We start from the raw sequence: 18,885 nt of genomic DNA, 5'->3' as shown, positions 1-18,885 counted from the left end.
TTTACTGGCACATAAAAAAATAAAAAGAAAGCCAACGCCTAAACTGGAGTTGGCTGTGCGATTAATATTTAAACTTTACAGCAACTGTATAGTTAGCTGAGGGTCCATAAAAGCCTTGACCATTAGGGAAACTATATAAATATTTCTTATCGAAAATATTATTACCGTTGGCTTGAAGCGTAATGTGGTCATTCACTTCATAGCTCGCCATTAAATTCACCAAAGCATAAGAATCTTGTTTAATGGTGCTGTTTGCTGTCGAGTCATACAGTTTCACGGCGTCTTGCCATTGTAAGCCTGCACCAACTTTTAGCTTAGGTAAAACTGATGGTGTATAGGTCGTCAGCAAGTTAAGGGTTTGGTTCGGATTATACGTTCTCGCTTCACCACCATTTTTAATATCTTTAATACTAAATTGAGCATAACCAAAAGCAAGATTGACGTTATCAGTGATTTGACCAGATAAGCCGACTTCTACACCTTGTGACTCTAAATCACTGGTTGGTACTTTTCGATTAAGTGGATTTCCGTCCGAGTTACGTAGTGGGTAATTGTTTTGTTCGGTTTTAAATACTGAAAGGGTGCCGGTTAAACGGTCATCTAACCACGAGCTTTTTACGCCCATTTCATAGCTTTTACCCTCAACAGGTTTTAAAGCCTGGTTGGTATCTTGATCAATACCAGTTTGTGGACGGAAAATTGAGGTATAACTCATATAACCTGTATATTCAGGCGTAAAGTTATAGGTTAAGCCAGCATAGGGTGAAACTTTACTCTCACTATATACCATGGGTGAACCATAGCTTTCGCCCTTACTCTCGGCTCTCACATAGTTTGCACCAAGTAAAAGTTTTAAATCTTCATTAAGATGTAAACGTGTAGCAGCATAGACTGAATCTATATTTTGCGTATAGTTCGCGGCTTCCGTGAAATCTGACCACGTTATAGATTGAGGCGTCCAGCTGGCCCAGTTTGTAGTGGTCGAATTGATAACATTACTGTCGTTAATTGTTCCTGTAGATTGTTTATCGTGCTGACGACTACGTACATAGTTATAGCCTAAAGTTGCTTCATGCTCTTGGTTAAAGAGCTTATAAGTTCCCTCAAGGTTAAAATCTACAGCATGTTGTTCTTGATGCTCTTGACCACCCCATGGTGTCAAAGACACTCCTGAACCATCAGCTTTTGGATAACCATAATAATAAAGAAGGCGACTATTATGTTTACTATCAAGATAGTTATAAGTCAGCTTAGCTGCCCATTGATCATTAATTTTCTGTTTTAATTCAACAAAAGCATTTTGTGTTTCATTATCCCAATGTGCCCAGTCAGGGTTTGGGTTATATGAGCGGTCATATGAAATTTGTTTGCCGTTAGCACCCAGTAAGGGTAGAGCACCCCAGTTGTTTGCATTCGGTTTATTTTTTTCTTGGCTATAACCTACGGTAAGTAACGTGGTATCTGTTAAATCAGCTTCCACAATACCAGCGAAACCATTTTTCTCTGAAGAATATCGGTCAAGGTAAGAATCACCAGTTTGCTCATAGCCCATAATACGGCCACGGACTTTTCCACTCGGTAGAATTGAGCCAGATACATCTGCTTCATAACGCTGAGTATCCCAAGACCCATAACTTATACCGCCGCTTGCTTGAAATTCTTGAGTTGGACGCTTTCTAATATTATTGATTGTTGCACTTGGGTCACCAAATGCGTTCGTTAAAGAGTCAGCACCTTTAACGACTTCTACACGATCATAAAAATAAGTATCAGGATTGGTATTGTTATAGTTATAACCTGAGAGGGGGAAACCTACGCCGTCAGTCAATATATTTGAAATCTCAAAACCGCGAGCCATATAAGTAGTTCGCTCTGTTTCCTGATTGGTTACTGTGACTCCGGGTGTATTGTTTAGAACATCTCGGGTGCTAGTAAGACCAAAGTCTTCAATTTGTTGACGAGTAACGACATTAATAGTTTGAGGAGTTTCTTTAGCCTCAATATTAAGCTTGGTTGCGCTACTCGAGTTTTTAACATTATATGCTTTGGTTTGTTCAGAAGATTGTTCTGTACTTGTCGCTTTAACTTGAATCGTCTGCAAAGCTTGTATATCTGCGTCTTGAGCATAAGTGAGATTTACATAACAAATCGCGCAGGCGATTACAGAAAGTTTAAATGGTCGAGGTGGAAAGGTCATAATAGTAAAGATAATGTAAATAATTCTCATTTATTTTATTGTTTGTAAAAGTAAGCTACAATTCAAATCACATTGTTAATTTAGATTAAAAGATAGGGCATGAATGTAATTTTAGATTGTGGTGTGCATTCACTGGCTTTAGCCACATGTATTTAGCAAGTTCAAGATTAATAAGCCTCTATGCTAGAATGCATTATTTCAAATTTTTGGGTAACTCGCCTTGGCAAATCGAAAACTTAAAATAGGCATTGTAGTTGGGGAAGTTTCTGGAGATACACTGGGTGTGAAACTCATGCGTAGCTTCCGGGAGCACGGAATCGATGCTGAATTTGAGGGAATCGGTGGACCCCAAATGATTGCTGAAGGTTTTAACAGTTATTACTCAATGGAAACTCTGTCTGTGATGGGGATTGTTGAGGTTTTAAAAGACTTAAAAAAGCTATTCGCCGTTCGAGATGGTTTAATTAACCAATGGACTCAGCATCCAGTTGATATATTTATTGGTATTGATGCACCAGATTTTAATCTTAGACTTTCGAAAAGTATTAAAGAAAAGAGTCTTCCAATAAAAACAGTTCAATATGTCAGTCCGTCTGTTTGGGCGTGGCGCCAAGGGCGTGTTCATGGCATTAAGCAGAGCATAGATTTAGTACTTTGCTTATTTCCTTTTGAAAAAGTTTTCTATGAACGATACGAAGTTCCAGCAGCATTTGTAGGACATCCGCTAGCTAAACAATTGCCACTTGAGAACCCAATTCAAATTGCTAAGCAGCAATTAGGTCTTAATGAAAATCAGAAGCATATTGCTTTGTTACCAGGTAGTCGAAAAGGTGAAGTAGAGCGACTCCTTCCTATGCTGCTGGGTGCTGCTAATATTTTGCATACAAAATATCCAGACATCCAATTTTTAATTCCAGCAATTAATGATGCCCGTAAGCAACAGATTGAGCAGGGTGTTGAACAATTAGCACCTCATTTAAAGGCCTGCATTCATATTTTAGAAAATACTGATAGTGAATCTAAAATTGGCCGTATGGTCATGAATGCAAGTGATATCATTGCTTTAGCTTCTGGGACGGCGACACTAGAAGCCATGCTCATGCATAGACCAATGGTCACTTTCTATAAATTGCATTGGTTAACTTATTTAATTGCTAAGCTTTTGGTGAAAATTCCTTATTATTCTTTACCGAATATTATTGCGGGTAAGAAAGTCATTGAAGAGCTGATTCAGGCGGATGCCACACCGGAAAATTTAGCAGCTGAAATAGAAAAACTAATGAATGTTGAGACGGCTCAAATTCAGGTAATGCAACATTTAACTATGCATAAACAGCTTATTTCTGGAAATACAGAAGATCCGGTACAAGCCATTTTGCAATGTTTAAATCGCTAATTTTTAAGATTTGATTGGCTAATTGCTTTTAATCCTGCCAATGAAAATTTTTTAAAATGTTCAACTAAATCATGTAATGGCATCTGAGCAATATTTTTAAGTGGCTCAGGTGCTTGAGCATTTGGTCCGGCAATAATGAGCATCATGCAAGGTGTCATCACACTTAAAATACAAGGCAAAACAGCTGGATTATTTTCATCTAAACCAGCAACTTGACTAATGAGCTTACGAATAAGAAAAAATTTCCTCATACCTGCAAGTTCAATAAAACTTAATAAATGTTCAGAAGGTGAGAACAACTCACGAATAAAGACTTTGCCATGCCAGACATCTTTTTCAGTTAACTTATGCAGCAAAGTTTCAAGTAATAAGCTCAGCTTTTCTTCTGGTGAGTGAGTGCTTTCAACAAGTTCTAATAAATATTTTTCATCTAGATAGTGAGCGTGAGCTTCCACTAAAACGGCTTGATATAGCCCATCTCGACCATCAAAGTGATAATTAATGGCAGCCAAATCGACATTCGCAGCATTAGCAATTGTTTTGTTCGCTGTCTTTGCAAAACCATATTGGGCAATTAAAGGTCCTGCTGCCTCAATAATTTTGGACTTGGTTAAGTCACCATCACTTCGTCTAGATCTGGACATATTTAAACCTAATTTTTATTCACCATAAAAGTATATCTTTTATTCAAAGATTGGAGTAATTTAAATTTAAATTTAAATTGAATTTAAACTAAGAAAATTTGAATTTAATAAGAAGGCCAATAAGATGAATAAAAAAGTAATTGCCATCGTCTTGGTTGTTATAGCTGTGGTTATCGTCGGCTTTTGGGCATGGAAATATAATAATAAGAATCAAAAAGATAATGTATTAACATTATATGGGAATGTTGATATTCGCCAAGTTTCACTTGCATTTGAACAATCTGGCCGTATAGAGAAACTGTTAGTTCAAGAAGGTGATAAAGTTAAAGCTGGGCAAGTACTAGCGACTCTTAATACCAATGCACTACATATTCAGGCAAAGCAAGCTCAAGCACGACTTAAAGCTCAACAAGAGGCAATTGTTAAACAAGACGTAGGAGCTCGTCCTGAAGAAATTACTCAAGCAAAAGCACAACTTGCATCTGCCCAAGCTGAACTTGATAAAACCAACAAAAACTTGCAAAGGTTACAAATATTGGTGAGCAGTACGGATGGTCGGGCCATTAGCCAACAAGAGTTAGACTATGCCAAAAGTAATAAAGATAGTGCCGAGGCAGCGGTCCGTGAAAGACAAGCTAATTTAGAATTGATCATTAAAGGTGCTAGAAAAGAAGATCGTGAAGCGACCAAAGCACAGTATGAAGTAACCAAAGCTAATTTAGATCTAATTAACTATAACCTTACTCAAGCTGAACTAAAGTCTCCTGTAAATGCAGTGGTACGAGCTCGGTTACAAGAAGTTGGCGATATGACAACTGCGCAAAAGGCCGTTTATACATTGGCTTTGACCGATCCCAAATGGATTCGTGTGTATGTAAACGAACAAGATTTAAGTTCTATCAAGATGGGCGGTACGGCCCAAGTTATTCGTGATTCTGATCCCAATCAACCTATCAATGGAAAAATTGGCTATATATCTTCAGTAGCTGAGTTCACGCCAAAAACAGTACAAACTGAAGAGATTAGAACAACACTGGTTTATGAGGTTAGGGTCTATGTAAATGATCCGCATGATCAATTGAAAATGGGGCAACCTGTGACTGTAAAAGTGCCACTTGCTTCAGGTGAGAAAGCTCATGACTGATGAAAAAGCAGTGGTTCAAGTTAAAAATTTGTTCATGACTTTTAAGGCTGAGAGTAAAAAGACAACAGAAATTACGGCAATTGTTGATTTGAATATGCAAATTAACAAAGGAGAGCTTACTGCTTTGGTAGGTCCAGATGGTTCGGGGAAAACAACTTTATTAAGATTAATTGCAGGACTATATAAAGCCACTTCTGGTTCATTAAATGTACTTGGAATTGACGTGAGTAAAAATCCGCAAGCTGTACAAGACCGTATTAGTTATATGCCACAACGCTTTGGACTCTATGAAGACTTAAGTGTACAAGAGAATTTAGATCTATATGCCGACTTACATGGCGTTCCAAAGGATGTACGTAGCCAAAGATTTAAACGTTTATTGGAAATAACGGATCTTACTCAATTTACTCAACGTCTAGCAGGCCAACTTTCTGGTGGGATGAAACAAAAACTAGGGCTGGCATGTACTTTAGTCCGTTCCCCAGAGTTGCTCTTACTTGACGAGCCTAGTGTTGGGGTGGACCCTTTATCAAGACGGGATTTATGGATCATTATTGAACAGCTTGTTCAAGAAGAAAACTTAAGCGTAATTATAAGTACTGCTTATATGGATGAAGCAGAAAAATGTGCTTACGTGTATATCATGCACGAAGGCAAAATTTTAAAACAAGGTTCACCTGAACAATTAAAAGAAATAGCACATGGACAAACATGGAATATAAAACCTTCAGAACAAATTAAAGCTCGGGCCTTACAAGCCCAGTTACTTGATAACCATATAGAGATTATCGATGCTGTTCCAAAGGGTGAACAAGTCAACTTTATTAGTTGTCAAAAAGAGCTATCAGCCGATACTTTACCTGAAGGGCTAAAAGCCAATACACGACCACCTGAACTTGAAGATGCGTTTATGATGCTGTTGCAGCAGGCTCAAAAGCAACCAAAACATATACCTATTTCTGATCAAGCTTTTCAATTAGAACAAAACAATAATTTAAAATCAGAGCAACCTATCATTGTAGTTAAAGATTTAGTCCGAACTTTTGGAGATTTTACTGCTGTTGCCAATACTTCATTTACTGTACAACGTGGCGAAATATTTGGATTACTTGGACCCAATGGCGCGGGTAAAACCACAACATTTCGAATGTTATGTGGATTGCTACCAGCAAGTAGCGGGTATTTGGAAGTTGCTGGTAAAAATTTACGGACAGCTCGTGCTGAGGCAAGAGCCAAAGTGGGGTATGTCTCTCAAAAATTTGCACTGTATAGCAATTTAACTGTCTTGGAAAACTTGAAGTTTTTTGGTGGAGCCTATGGTTTATCTGGCAAAAAACTAAATCAACAAATTGATAAAGCCTTACGGCAATACGATTTAAAACCGCATAGTAAAAGTGGTGATTTACCGGGTGGGTATAAACAACGCCTATCTATGGCTGCAGCTCTATTACATGAACCAGAAATTTTATTTTTAGATGAACCTACGAGTGGAATTGACCCGCTTGCACGGCGATCATTTTGGTACAGCATTGGTGAACTGGCAAATCAGGGCATTACCATCATTATTACGACGCATTTTATGGAGGAGGCAGAATATTGCGACCGCATTGCCATACAAGATGCTGGAAAGTTATTGGCCTTAGGGTCTCCCCAACAAGTCCGTAAATTGGCAAGTAAAGATAAACCTATTGCTGACATGAATGAGGCTTTTATAGCAATTGTGGAACAAGCACGCGCGTTAAGGCACGTTGGTTAGGAGGTCTACAATGAGCTTTGGATTTTGGAATCGATTGACAGCGTTAGTTCGTAAAGAAACTAAGCAGCTCATTCGTGATAAAAGCAGCCTCGGGATTGGACTGGTTTTGCCTGTTATTTTAATTCTACTGTTTGGTTATGGACTTTCTTTTGACTTAAATCAGGCCCGAGTCGGCGTTGTCGTTGATCAGTCCTCACCACAAATCAGTCAGGCTTTAGCTGGTTTAAATGGCTCACGATATTTAACCAGTCAAGAGTTTCATAATTTGCCTGAAGCAGAGCAGGCCATTCGAGATGGGGAAATTGATGCCATTTTGCATTTTCCTTCAGATTTCGCCACTCAGGCACAGCAAGGTAATGCAAAGGTTCAATTATTATTAAATGGTACATCCACCACCATAGCAATAGCCTTAGAAGGTTATGTTGCAGGTGCTTTAGCTACCGCGCCGTCTATACAAGTTGACCGTGGGCAAATATTAGCAACGTCAAGCGCCGTTAATATTGAACAACGAATATGGTTTAACGAATCTGGTAACAGTACGTGGTTTTTAGTCCCTGGCTTAATGGTGCTCATTTTAACTTTAATTGGCGCATTTTTAACAGGGCTGCTCATTGCCCGTGAAAGAGAACGGGGAACTCTAGAAGCTTTATTTGTTACGCCTGTACGGCCATTTGAAATTGTATTAGCAAAACTCATTCCCTATGTGGTGGTCGGCATGATTGATATCATGATCTGTCTTGTTGCTGCATATTTTATTTTTGAAGTGCCTATGCGCGGTTCATTATTCTCAATTTTATCTGCTTCATTTTTATATTTAATTGTCTCGTTATTACTTGGTCTAACTATATCTGGCTTTGCCCAAAGTCAGTTTCAGGCAAGTCAAATTGCCTTATTGGCAAGTTTTATGCCCGCACTGATGCTTTCCGGATTTGTTTTTGATACGCGTAATTTACCTTTAGTGGTGCAAATTATTAGCCAGTTACTACCGGCTACACATTTTATGATTTTAATTAAAACCTTATTTATGGGAGGTGATGATTGGAAGTTATGGTTTAAAGAGTGCGGTTTTCTGTTGGGATATATCGTTGTTTTGATATGTGCTGTGAACGTTTCACTGAAAAAACGGTTGAGATAAAGATATGTGGCAGCAACTAATTGCTTGGCTAAAACATTTAAGTTTTTTAGTTAAAAAAGAATTCTTAACCATTTTTAGTGACCCTGCAAATAGAGTCATTCTATTTGTACCAGCCCTCATGCAGGCACTTTTATTCGGTTATGCTGCAACTTATGATGTTAACCATGTGGATTATGCAATTTTAGATCAGAGCAATAGGCAGGTCTCACATGAACTCATCTCAAAATTAGATGGCTCTGGTATTTTTAAGCGTGTTGCAACACTTGAATATACCGATCAAATCAAACAAGTTATTGATAATCGTCAGGCACTGGTTGTAATTACGATACCATCCGACTTTGAAGACAAATTAAATAACAACCAAATTTCATCTATACAGGTGATTGTTGATGGCAGGAACTCATCAACTGCTGTTGTAGCTGGTTCATATCTAAATAAAATTGTTGGTCAGTTTAATCAGCAAAAATTTAACTCAGCTTTGCCGATTAGCCTTGAAACAAGAACATGGTACAACCCAAATCAAGAGTCGCGATGGAGCCTCATGCCTTCATTAATTGCGGCCTTAAGTATGATGCAAACATTACTTTTATCCGCTTTATCGGTCGCGCGTGAACGTGAGCAAGGTACATTTGATCAGTTATTAGTGACACCGTATACACCATTACAAATTATGATTGGTAAAGCCTTACCGCCAATTTTTGTAGGGCTGATGCAATCAACCATTATTTTATTGATTATTTTGTTCTGGTTTAAAATTCCCATGAATGGCTCTATTGGGCTGCTTTATTTTGGTTTATTGAGTTTTAATGTGGCTGTAGTTGGTGTGGGCTTATCAATTTCGGCATTATCTTTAAATATGCAACAAGCTATGTTGTTCACGTTTTTACTCATTATGCCTTTGATGCTACTTTCAGGCTTATTGACTCCTGTAGAAAACATGCCAAAAGCACTACAAATAGCAACTTATGCAAATCCTTTAAGGTTTGGAATTAACTTGGTACAACGAGTTTATTTGGAAGGTGCAAGTTTTGCACAAGTTAAGTTCAACTTTATTCCAATGATTATACTGGGAATAGTCACTTTGCCTTTGGCAGCTTGGCTATTTAGAAATAGATTATCTTAGGTATATTGATTAAAAAGCCCCATATTAGGGGCTTTAAAATTTCACTTATGCACGTACGATCAGCTCGTAACCCGTATATTTACGGATATTGATAACACCAATATCAAAAATTAGATATTGACCTTTAATGCCTTGTAATACACCACGAATTTTTGGTGTTTTATCTAGGTTTAAAGACTTAATTTTTTCAGGATATTGTTCAACTGGATAAACAAACTCACGTGGCAATTCATTTTCTAGTAGTTCAACCGTTTCGTTAAATTCAAGGTTTTGACTAAATTCTTCACGAATAGATTGAATTTTAGGTGCAAATTCTTCAATTAACTGATCACGTTGTTCAACCATATTTAAAGGTTCAGCTTCACCCTTTAGGAGTTTACGCCAGTCAGTTTTATCAGCAATTAAAGAACCAAACATGGTTTCAAGCTGACCAGATAAACGGCGTGATCCAACCTTTAAAATAGGTAAGGCTTGAGTTGCACCCTGATCTAACCAACGACTTGGCATATGACTAACACGAGTAATACCTACTTTTAGAGCACTTGAGTTTGCCAAATATACAATATGAGGTTGGAAACACACATTATGGGCAAAGTCATCTTCACGACATGTACCTAAGTGGTAGTGGCATGTTTCAGGTTTCATAATGCAAAGGTCACATTCAGCTTTTGTTTTAAAACATTTAAAGCAGTGACCTTGAGAATAAGACTTCGGTGTTTTGGTGCCACAAGATGTGCAATAAATATTACCTGTCCATTCGATTTCTAGTTCTTGTCCTAAATTAAAAGGAAGATCAATTTCTGAACGGTCTAATACAAATTTGTATTCAACATTTGCCTTGGTTGTCTGTTGATCAGTTACACTAGCATCTTTTAGGCCTGCATGCATTTTATGGCAAATGCCTTGTAGTTCCATAAAGTTTAAACTCACATCTTTCAATTAAGGGTTGCAGTTATGGCTGAACAAAATGTCATCACTTCTATGCTAGACGATTTATCAAACGAACAGCCCATTCATACTGCACTTTGTATTGGCCAGAAAATTGACCAGAATAACGCAATTCAATGGCAGTATTTTACCGTAACTGAGCTTTTAAGTCTGCCTTTTACTCAGCGTTATGATTTGGGTTTTGTATTGTTTGATACAGATGAAATGCAAAACATTGGCGATGTGCAAAAATCACAATTATTAGTAAAGTTAAGAGATTTATTAGCAAAACGAATTGTTGTAGTCAGCAAACGCAGTGATGAACAGTTATTACGTTCTTTAGGTTTCACGCAACTCATTGATAAAACTTCACATGATAGTGATTTTGCTTTATGGCAATTTAACATTTTGACCTATAAACATGTTCCAGACTGGTTTAACTCAAAGTTTTGGGCAAACCCGGAAAATTGGAATAAATTCCGCTGGTAAAGGGCCACTAAATCTCTTTCAAAATTTAACAATTTCGCTTTTGCTGTCTTAACAGAAAAACGCGTATGCTCATGTATAAACCATACATAAGAGTTACACATGACAAATTTAAGCAACATTGTAGAAGTTTTAGCTCAACAAGCTTTAGGTGGGAACCAGCAAGCATCAGGTCAAGGTGGTTTAGGGGGTATTTTAGGTTCTGTATTAGGACAAATGGGTGGTAATGCTTCTTCTGGTACTCAAGGCGGTCTGGGTGGAGTATTAGGTTCTGTATTGGGACAAGTGACTGGTAACAATAATGCGCCTCAAGCAGGTGGCGGCGTACAAAGTTTATTAATTGCAGTTGTACCTTTAATCTTAGGTTGGGTGCAGCAACAAGGTGGTTTACAGGCTGCTTTAGAAAAGTTAAAAGGAGCTGGTTTAGGCAGTCAAGTTCAAAGTTGGGTTGACCCAAATCAAAGTAATAGTGAAGTTCCAACTCAACAATTACAAAACTTATTTAACCCAGCAGATATTGAACAAGTTGCCCAGCAGGCTCAAGCGCCAAAAGAACAAGTTTATGGTGCGATTGCTTCTGTCTTACCGCAGGTTATTGATTCTTTAACACCTCAGGGTGACAGTACAGACCACCAGGAAGCTAATCAAGACATTCAAAATGTGATGAATCTAGTAAGTGGTTTCTTAAAATAAGATATAAATTTTAAAAAAGCCGATAATTTTCATATCGACTTTTTTAGTCAGCACAATAAAATAAAAGGGCAGAAGCCCTTTTATTTTATCTGAATTGAATGTAACTGATTAGAAATTATATTCGATACCAGTACCAACAACCGTTTGTTTGTCATTATCACTCAACCAATCACGTTTTTGTTGAGCAACAATACCGTAGAAGCGAGCTTGTTTGTTGATTTGGTAATCAAGACCTACACCGTACAAGTCAATTTTACGATCTGCTAAACCACTTACTTGTGTTTCAGCAGAAGAATATTCTGCTTTCACTTTAAGTTTAGTATTCGGGATTTTATAAGCAGCTGTGATTGAATAAGCTTCTTCTTGTAAATCACGGTAAGCTTTACCAGCCTTGTCAACTGATCCATCTGCTTTGTATGTTTGACCATATGCAGTCAACTCATCCGTAGGTTCAGCATGTTGCCATAAAGCGCCAATTACTAGACCTGTTTTTGCGATGTCATAAGAGCCTGTTACGCGGTAAGCATCTGTATAAATATCTTTCAGACCGTAAGCCGCATATTTACCTTTAATACCAAAGTCACCTGCAGCAGCAATTGCTAAGCCAAGGTCTTTGTTTTCATAACCAAGCGCAGTTGATACAGAATCAAAACTATTATTTTTGCTGTCTTTACCAGTTTCACCTGGTTTATTATCAGTAGTACTTTCACCAGTTTGAGCCATGATGTTGAAAGTTATACCAGCTAATAATTTAGGATCTAATTCAAAACCAATTACGTTATCTAAACGGTTTTCACCATACATGATATTAGTAATATCTAAACGTGTATCGTCATTAAAGATATCTTGGTTGTTACCAGCAGCAGTTTTAAAGTAAGAATCATATTTACCTACTTTTAATGTACCTACACCGTCAGTTTTTAAACCGATATAACGGTTACGAGCGCTAAGATCACTATCAGAACCTGAACCATCAGTAGAGATTGCCCACTCAGCTAAATAAACAGCAGATAGCTTGTCAGTTAATTTTTCTTCGCCTTTCACCCCAATGCGAGAAGCGTTTGAGTTAATTTCAGTAACGTCACTTTTCCCATCGAAATTTTTATTGTCAACTTGGTTAATAGAAACATTCAGTTTGCCATACAAAGTTGGCGCTGCTTGCACCGCGTTTACGCTCAAAGTTGCAACTGCGGCAGCGAGTAGCAATTTCTTCATTGAGATTTCTCCAAAAAGTATTTTAAAAATGGCACATGCCTGTTAACTAATTATTTTGTAGTTGACTTGTGTACAAAAAGTTACAGAAGCTCACCAACTTGCTAAGAAGTATCTGTAAACTTTGTGACAGTGGAGTGAAGAGGAAATGACAGTTTTATGACAATTAAAAATTAGAAATATTTTATTTTCTTTTGATTTTATTACACTTTTTAAATAAAAAAGCGGAGCCGAAGCTCCGCTTTTAAGTCGTTAAATCAAAGAGCTGCTTTAATTTTTTCAGCTAAAGCCTTGATTTTATCTTGATCACCTAATTGTGCAGCATGTTTACCAAGTTGGTGAACATTTGTCGGAATTAGGTGAAAATGAACATGAGGGACAGTTTGTCCAGCAGCGGCACCTGATAATTGCATGAGTACAATTCCATCAAGATTCAGCGCAGTTTCCATTGCTTTCGCAATTTTTTGCACGATCTGAATGGTATAGGCTGCCGCTTCAGGCGGTAAATCAAGTAAAGTTACTGCAGGAGTTTTTGGAATAACTAATGCATGACCATCGGCTTGGGGCATAATATCCATAAAAGCTAGAACTTGATCATCTTCATAGAGTTTTATCGCTGGAAGTTCACCACGTAAAATTTTTGCGAAGATATTTTGATCATCATATGCCATGTATTATTCCTTTAAATACTATTTACACTTCAATTCTTTTTGACGTTCTTTAATTGCGTCTAGACGTTGCTGCTCTTTATCAGAGAATTTTGGCTTAGTCGTATGACAGTTTTCATTACCATATTTTTCTTTAGCATCTTGGTCTTTAAAACAAAAGCCTTTTGATGCATAAATCAAATTGTAATCATCTTGCAATTTTTGACATTCTTGCTCAGGTGTTGCAGCTTGAGCACTGAAACCGGCAAGGGTTACCATTCCAGTGAATACTGCAACTAATAATTTATTCATGAGCTTTTCCTCAGTTAAAGGTATGAACCTGTACTCAATATAAGGTTTATTCCCAATATTTCAATGACTATTAATTACTCAAGTGTTATTAAAAATCATATTTGATCTTATAATACAAAAAAGCTTTACATATCAATATCTTTTTTTAAATTTATTTTAAATCAAATACTTAGGTCTTATTTTATATTAAACAATAAAAATATATACATAATAAATATTTAACGTCATTATTGAATTTTCATAGTGATGAATTAAATACATTATATGAGTAACATCGGTTCTTGTTTATGTAATCAAGTAAAGTTTTCTATATCCCGTGAAATAAAAACGGTTTATCACTGTCATTGCAGTTTATGCCGAAAACAAACGGGTACAGGAGCGAATGCGGCTACTTTGGTGAAAGAAAGCCAATTTAACTGGTTGGCTGGAAGTGAATATGTCGCTACCTATAAAAAGGAGACTGGTTTTACCTCGTCATTTTGTAATCAGTGTGGTTCGCCAGTACCTAATAAAATTAATGGTACAAACTATATATGGATACCATTAGGGCTTTTGGAACAATCATTTAATCCGGACTTAAAGCTTAATTTTTGTATAGAGTCAAAACATGAATGGGTGGTGTTAGCGAACGCTCATAAAAGTTTTGACCATTTGCCTGTTATTAAGGAATTCTTAAAGTACTTCGAATAACATTCTTTAAATTTTATATCTTTTAATACTTCTTAAGTGTTCGTTACATAAATGATGTGTGTTCACTGTTGAATATATCTGACATTTAATTGAGCATAAAATCACATAACTTAAAAAGGATGGTTCACATGATAGATGAAGAAAAGCCTTTAAATTTTGAAGATGATGACGAGCCTCTTGATTTTGAAGATGAAGAATTCACAGATGATAAAAAAGAGGATGAAATGTATAACTCGATCACTAAGGATGGATCTAGTGTTGACCCCGCCGATGATGGCACACGACATATTCGTCCAGAAGATGGTGATCCTATAGAACTTGATGAGTAAGTACATCAGTTTAAAAAAGATTAGCCTTTTTAATCTTTAAGTATAAGTGTAATATCCGAGCGCTGTCACAAACAGCAAAAAGTCCTGAATGATCAGCGCAAAAAATCAAAAGGGTAAAGCCTGCTTACAAAGCGGGCTTTTTATTTTTATAAAATTATAGATTACGGGAATTAATTTATTGTGACTGTAAAAGCTTATTTTTTTAATAGTTGGACACCATAGCTGAAAAGCTAATCGATGCTCCTATTGTTTGTAATGAACATTTAAAAGAAGCACGAATGTAAATAATAAAAATAAAAAAAGTAGAAAGACCATGAGTTAAAACATATCGTTAAATTATTTAGGTATTTTACACAATTTAACATTTTATGCAAATTAGTTTACATTTCATTAAGATTTGTTAAAGGTTCGACCTGAGATTAATCGTTTTAAATATGTGACAATTAAAGCATAATTTGTTAGATTGTTTGATTTTTATAACAACAGGTGAGCTAAATGAAGAAATTATTATTTGTCGTTATTGCTGGGTTTGGGCTAGAAGGTTGTGCGTCACTGACGGAAAAAGCTGATGAAAATTATATTAGCAAGTCACCAATTACCCCAGTCAATACTGCATTTAATGGTACGAAAGTACTTGAGCATGGAATTTTTACTGAGCAGGATATTGCTGATATGCCTGAGCATTCAAATATCAATTCACGTTATAAAATATCATTTTAAGTCAATACTTAAAATTAAAATTGAATAGTTAAACTAAATAATCCAGTAAATTAGCAGAAATGTAAAATTTACTAAAATTGCATTTAGTAATAGCTATTAAGTATAAAACCACCGGTCAGGTGGTTTTTAAAACGATAAAATGTTAAATTTTAATCATTGAAAAAATTGGTTTTATAAATGAAAAGAGTCATTATTTTAACTTCTATATTGTTATTAACTGGGTGTGCAATTAACTCAAAGACATTATCACCGACTAAAAGTAGCGATGATAAAATTATTTTAGAGGCTGAAAAATATAAGCAACAATATCAAAAAAAGATATTTAAAATTTGGGATATTCCTCCGTCTTCAGTAGGCATGAGCGCCAGTGTTAAAGTCTTTTTAAATGATAGTGGTGAGATTGAGCAAATTATTTTTCTAGATAAAGAAGACCCAAAGTTTAAATCGAGTATTGAAAAAGCAATATGGCGTGCAAGTCCTTTTGTTTTACCTTCTAATCCTGATGTAAGAAAACAGGTAAGAAAGTTCAACATCAAATTTATGGCAAAGTAAATTTTAAATATGAACTTCGCCTTTTATTTGTAGAAAACCACCGAGAGGTGGTTTTCTACAAATAAAATTATAAATAACAAATATATAGAAAAAATTTTAAACCTCATTATGTCATTTCTGTAACTGCATAAGTGACCAAGCTATAACTTTATTTTATTAATTATTTAAAAACTAATCATTATTTTTTATCTACTTTTTCTTTTATGGTTAACCCATCGAAGAAGAGGAATAAACCATGTTGAATCAACATGAGATAAATTTAAAACAGTACCAAAATAAATCTTTAAGTTATTTGAATAGCACAGCTCACTCTGAAGGAGTTGAGTTTGATAAGTTTATTAAAGAGATTGAGAAATATTCAAATGCGGTTGTTTTAGATTTAGGCTGTGGTGGTGGTCATGTGGCTTATAACGTTGCTCACCATGCCGATCTGGTTTTTGCTTATGATTTATCTCATGAAATGCTTGATACTGTTTCAAAAGCTGCCAATGCTCGGAAAATAAAAAATGTTTTCGTACAACAGGGCATAGCTGAAGATATGCCTTTTACTGATGAACAGTTTGATGTAGTGATTAGCCGATATTCTGCTCATCACTGGCAGCATGTACCAACGGCCATGAAAGAAATAAACCGTGTTTTAAAACCAAATGGTACTGTTATTTTTGTTGATATTATCAGCTCAAGTTTTCCCATTTTAGACACGTTTTTACAGACTATAGAGGTGATTCGGGACCCAAGTCATGTAAGAAATTACAGTATTAAAGAATGGGTTTACTTTATAGAAGATGCTGGTTTTGAATTAACTGCCTTAGATAAACAATCACTCATGCTAGATTTTGATAGTTGGGTACAGCGTATGAAAACTCCTGAAGATCAGATAAAAACGCTTAAGTATCTACAAGAGAATGCATCAGATGTAGTCAAAAAATATTTTAATATTCAAAAAGACGGAAGTTTCGAAAGTAAGGTAGGGTACTTTGTATTTAAAAAGATACCCTTCTAGTTTAATTTTAGCTTGAGAGTTATGAAATACGAAAAAGTTTTAAAACTTTGAGGCCTATGAAATAAAATGCTCATATCATTATAAAAGTTATGTGAAATTGGCTATTGAAGTCGATAGGAGATAAAGATTTTAATCCAGAATAATTTGGTTAATGCATTAATTGTAGTAGATGTACAAAAGGCTTTTGTATTAGGCAATGAGGCTGTTCCAGCCGCAGAGCAACTTCTTTCTTCAATTAATATTTTACTTTCGAAAGCGCGCTTAGCTCGAGCACCTGTCATTTTTCTGCAAAATGACGGCGCTTTAGATACTGTAGATGAACCATTTCAATGGGGATGGGAACTATTTTTTCCTCCTCAAGAAGGTGAAATTGTATTAAGAAAAGTCAATGACAATGGGTTTGATGGTAAGCCACTTCAGCAAATTCTAAATGAAAGCAGAGTACAAACCTTTGCAATTTGTGGGGTACTATCCGAAATGTGTGTAGCGGCTACTGCTCGTGCTGCACTAGAGTTAGGTTATGGGGTGCTTTTACCTCATGATGCACATGCAACTTATAATGTACCCGCAGGACCCGGCTCAGAAGAAGTACCTGCAGCAATGGCGGCCCGAGCTGCTGAGTGGTCTCTTGGCGATGAAATTGTCATTTGTGCTTCATCTCATGAAGTGAATTTCATAGAAAGCGTTAAATAGAAGCCCTTACTTGAAGGGCTTTTCATATCTATATTTAAATTTTTGTTGAACGATCGCTTAGCCATGCTGCTAGCTTTGGCCAGAATTCCTGAGCACTTGCTTGGCTTGACATGAGGCCCAAATGTCCGCCAGGGATAAGCGTAAACGTCACATCTTTGCTGCTGGTTAATTCGCTTAATGGTTGAGCAGCATCCGCCGTAACCAATTGATCGCTACGACCAGCGCCAACTAAAAGAGAACAATCGATATTTTTTAACTCGATTTTTTTATCTTTTAATAGAATAGAACCTTGCTTCAACGGATTTTGTAGCCATACATTGAATAACATGTCCTGATTAATCCCCCCAGGATAATCAATCATATTGTTTAAAAAACTACTTAATGTGGCATGTTCTTGTACAAACTGCAGATCATCAAGGTTTTTAAGTAATTGAATATGACCCTCGAACCAGCCTTTAGGGTCAAGAATTTTAAATCCTAGAGAATTTAAAATACCTGGAGTATGAATCAAACGCTTCGGTAAACCTGAGTAGATACGTGCCTGAAATTTTTTATTACGACCAATAACATTATTTATGGTTCGGTAGAGTTTTCCAATATAGCCAGAAGCATAGCTATCGATTGGACTGCCTAACACTATAAGGTTTTTGACATAATTTGGATGATTATGCGCTGTATATAAAGTAACGAATATACCTGCCATACTCCACCCATGTAGAGAAATTTGATCACTTCCTGAATGAGTGCGGACAAGCTCTATAGCTTTAGGAATAAAATCTTCAATAAATGATAAAAAGTTAAGATGCCTATCTTTAAACCCTAAACGGCCCCAATCGACAAGGTACACGTCAAATCCTGCATTTTGGAAATGCTTAATAAGAGAACGATAAGGATATAAATCATAGATCGCCATATTAATTGCTAGAGGTGCAACAAATACTAATGGTTCTTTAAAACGCTTTTGAGCAGCCGCATAGTAACGAATACGAGTTTCATTAAATTGACCGATAACTTCATAAGGTGTGCTTTGTGACAACACCAATTTTTCTGGTTGAAATAGTCGAGTAGAGAGGTGTTTGATTTGACTTTGCTCAGAGGCAATGGACTTTAAGCGTTTCATCTTACTTTGCCAACTATTTACTAAAATTAAATAAAGTCTAAGCGATAATTTTCAGGTTTACCTTGACCTTAAATACCTTAGACACTCAAAATGATGATAGTTTTTT

At 36.3% G+C, this 18,885-nt stretch carries 20 protein-coding genes; 13 read left to right on the top strand and 7 right to left on the bottom strand.

The window, feature by feature from the left end; genetic code table 11:
* Nucleotides 1-61: 61 nt before the first annotated feature.
* A complete protein-coding gene (locus ACIF8R_RS03920) occupies nt 62-2,197 on the bottom strand; it encodes a TonB-dependent siderophore receptor (RefSeq protein WP_396479210.1) in 2,136 nt (711 codons plus the stop codon).
* A gap of 220 nt (nt 2,198-2,417) precedes the next feature.
* On the opposite strand from ACIF8R_RS03920, the gene lpxB reads away from it, so the two are divergent.
* Nucleotides 2,418-3,593, top strand: a complete 1,176-nt coding sequence (lpxB, locus tag ACIF8R_RS03915) for a lipid-A-disaccharide synthase (protein WP_396479208.1) — start codon at nt 2,418-2,420, stop codon at nt 3,591-3,593.
* Here lpxB and ACIF8R_RS03910 read toward each other — a convergent pair.
* Nucleotides 3,590-4,237: a CerR family C-terminal domain-containing protein gene (locus ACIF8R_RS03910; RefSeq protein WP_209048040.1), complete on the bottom strand. Its 648-nt coding sequence runs from the start codon at nt 4,235-4,237 to the stop codon at nt 3,590-3,592. The genes lpxB and ACIF8R_RS03910 overlap by 4 nt on opposite strands.
* 124 nt (nt 4,238-4,361) lie before the next feature.
* On the opposite strand from ACIF8R_RS03910, the gene ACIF8R_RS03905 reads away from it, so the two are divergent.
* The 4 genes from ACIF8R_RS03905 to ACIF8R_RS03890 are packed head-to-tail and all read left to right on the top strand — an operon-like array spanning nt 4,362 to nt 9,395.
* Nucleotides 4,362-5,381: an HlyD family efflux transporter periplasmic adaptor subunit gene (locus tag ACIF8R_RS03905; RefSeq protein ID WP_396479206.1), complete on the top strand. Its 1,020-nt coding sequence runs from the start codon at nt 4,362-4,364 to the stop codon at nt 5,379-5,381.
* Nucleotides 5,374-7,137, top strand: coding sequence for an ATP-binding cassette domain-containing protein (locus ACIF8R_RS03900; protein WP_396479204.1), 1,764 nt, complete (start codon nt 5,374-5,376; stop codon nt 7,135-7,137). Before ACIF8R_RS03905 ends, ACIF8R_RS03900 begins: the two co-directional genes overlap by 8 nt.
* A gap of 10 nt (nt 7,138-7,147) precedes the next feature.
* The gene (locus ACIF8R_RS03895; RefSeq protein WP_396479202.1) at nt 7,148-8,272 is read left to right on the top strand and encodes an ABC transporter permease; all 1,125 of its coding nucleotides are present in this window, start codon (nt 7,148-7,150) and stop codon (nt 8,270-8,272) included.
* Between the two features lie 4 nt (nt 8,273-8,276).
* A complete protein-coding gene (locus ACIF8R_RS03890; protein ID WP_396479200.1) occupies nt 8,277-9,395 on the top strand; it encodes an ABC transporter permease in 1,119 nt (372 codons plus the stop codon).
* A 45-nt stretch (nt 9,396-9,440) separates the two neighbouring features.
* On the opposite strand, the gene ACIF8R_RS03885 is transcribed toward ACIF8R_RS03890, so the two are convergent.
* Nucleotides 9,441-10,310, bottom strand: coding sequence for a DUF2797 domain-containing protein (locus tag ACIF8R_RS03885; protein ID WP_396463235.1), 870 nt, complete (start codon nt 10,308-10,310; stop codon nt 9,441-9,443).
* A 39-nt stretch (nt 10,311-10,349) separates the two neighbouring features.
* Here ACIF8R_RS03885 and ACIF8R_RS03880 point away from each other — a divergent pair, with 39 nt between their 5' ends.
* Both ACIF8R_RS03880 and ACIF8R_RS03875 read left to right on the top strand, forming a co-directional pair.
* Nucleotides 10,350-10,811 (top strand): DUF6231 family protein, encoded by a 462-nt coding sequence (locus ACIF8R_RS03880; RefSeq protein ID WP_396479198.1) that lies wholly within the window; start codon nt 10,350-10,352, stop codon nt 10,809-10,811.
* A 99-nt stretch (nt 10,812-10,910) separates the two neighbouring features.
* Complete coding sequence (locus ACIF8R_RS03875; protein WP_396479196.1) at nt 10,911-11,501, top strand: YidB family protein; 591 nt, start codon at nt 10,911-10,913, stop codon at nt 11,499-11,501.
* Nucleotides 11,502-11,609: 108 nt separating this feature from the next.
* Here ACIF8R_RS03875 and ACIF8R_RS03870 read toward each other — a convergent pair whose 3' ends face one another.
* The 3 genes from ACIF8R_RS03870 to ACIF8R_RS03860 form a co-directional block, all read right to left on the bottom strand.
* Nucleotides 11,610-12,716: a porin gene (locus tag ACIF8R_RS03870; protein WP_263613648.1), complete on the bottom strand. Its 1,107-nt coding sequence runs from the start codon at nt 12,714-12,716 to the stop codon at nt 11,610-11,612.
* Between the two features lie 254 nt (nt 12,717-12,970).
* The gene (locus ACIF8R_RS03865; RefSeq protein ID WP_000312749.1) at nt 12,971-13,384 is read right to left on the bottom strand and encodes an HIT family protein; all 414 of its coding nucleotides are present in this window, start codon (nt 13,382-13,384) and stop codon (nt 12,971-12,973) included.
* Nucleotides 13,385-13,402: 18 nt separating this feature from the next.
* Entirely contained in the window at nt 13,403-13,672 is a 270-nt protein-coding gene (locus tag ACIF8R_RS03860) for a YARHG domain-containing protein (RefSeq protein ID WP_002049864.1), read from the bottom strand.
* Between the two features lie 264 nt (nt 13,673-13,936).
* Here ACIF8R_RS03860 and ACIF8R_RS03855 point away from each other — a divergent pair, with 264 nt between their 5' ends.
* From ACIF8R_RS03855 to ACIF8R_RS03830, 6 genes are all read left to right on the top strand, one after another.
* Nucleotides 13,937-14,362 (top strand): GFA family protein, encoded by a 426-nt coding sequence (locus ACIF8R_RS03855; RefSeq protein WP_396479193.1) that lies wholly within the window; start codon nt 13,937-13,939, stop codon nt 14,360-14,362.
* A 128-nt stretch (nt 14,363-14,490) separates the two neighbouring features.
* Nucleotides 14,491-14,691: a hypothetical protein gene (locus ACIF8R_RS03850; protein ID WP_002049802.1), complete on the top strand. Its 201-nt coding sequence runs from the start codon at nt 14,491-14,493 to the stop codon at nt 14,689-14,691.
* 495 nt (nt 14,692-15,186) lie between these two features.
* Nucleotides 15,187-15,411, top strand: a complete 225-nt coding sequence (locus ACIF8R_RS03845; RefSeq protein WP_348887710.1) for a hypothetical protein — start codon at nt 15,187-15,189, stop codon at nt 15,409-15,411.
* 177 nt (nt 15,412-15,588) lie between these two features.
* Nucleotides 15,589-15,963: a TonB C-terminal domain-containing protein gene (locus ACIF8R_RS03840; RefSeq protein WP_263613651.1), complete on the top strand. Its 375-nt coding sequence runs from the start codon at nt 15,589-15,591 to the stop codon at nt 15,961-15,963.
* 235 nt (nt 15,964-16,198) lie between these two features.
* Complete coding sequence (locus ACIF8R_RS03835) at nt 16,199-16,966, top strand: class I SAM-dependent methyltransferase (RefSeq protein ID WP_396479191.1); 768 nt, start codon at nt 16,199-16,201, stop codon at nt 16,964-16,966.
* Nucleotides 16,967-17,110: 144 nt separating this feature from the next.
* Complete coding sequence (locus ACIF8R_RS03830; RefSeq protein WP_396479189.1) at nt 17,111-17,659, top strand: isochorismatase family protein; 549 nt, start codon at nt 17,111-17,113, stop codon at nt 17,657-17,659.
* A gap of 34 nt (nt 17,660-17,693) precedes the next feature.
* Here the strand turns inward: ACIF8R_RS03830 and ACIF8R_RS03825 are convergent, their stop codons facing one another.
* Nucleotides 17,694-18,779, bottom strand: a complete 1,086-nt coding sequence (locus ACIF8R_RS03825; protein ID WP_396479187.1) for an alpha/beta fold hydrolase — start codon at nt 18,777-18,779, stop codon at nt 17,694-17,696.
* Nucleotides 18,780-18,885: the final 106 nt, after the last annotated feature.

It is taken from the genome of Acinetobacter sp. ABJ_C4_1 (assembly GCF_044538495.1).
GTDB classification, from domain to species: domain Bacteria; phylum Pseudomonadota; class Gammaproteobacteria; order Pseudomonadales; family Moraxellaceae; genus Acinetobacter; species Acinetobacter nosocomialis_A.
Note: the sequence above shows the minus strand (reverse complement) of the source record. Positions and strands in the feature narration are given on the sequence as shown.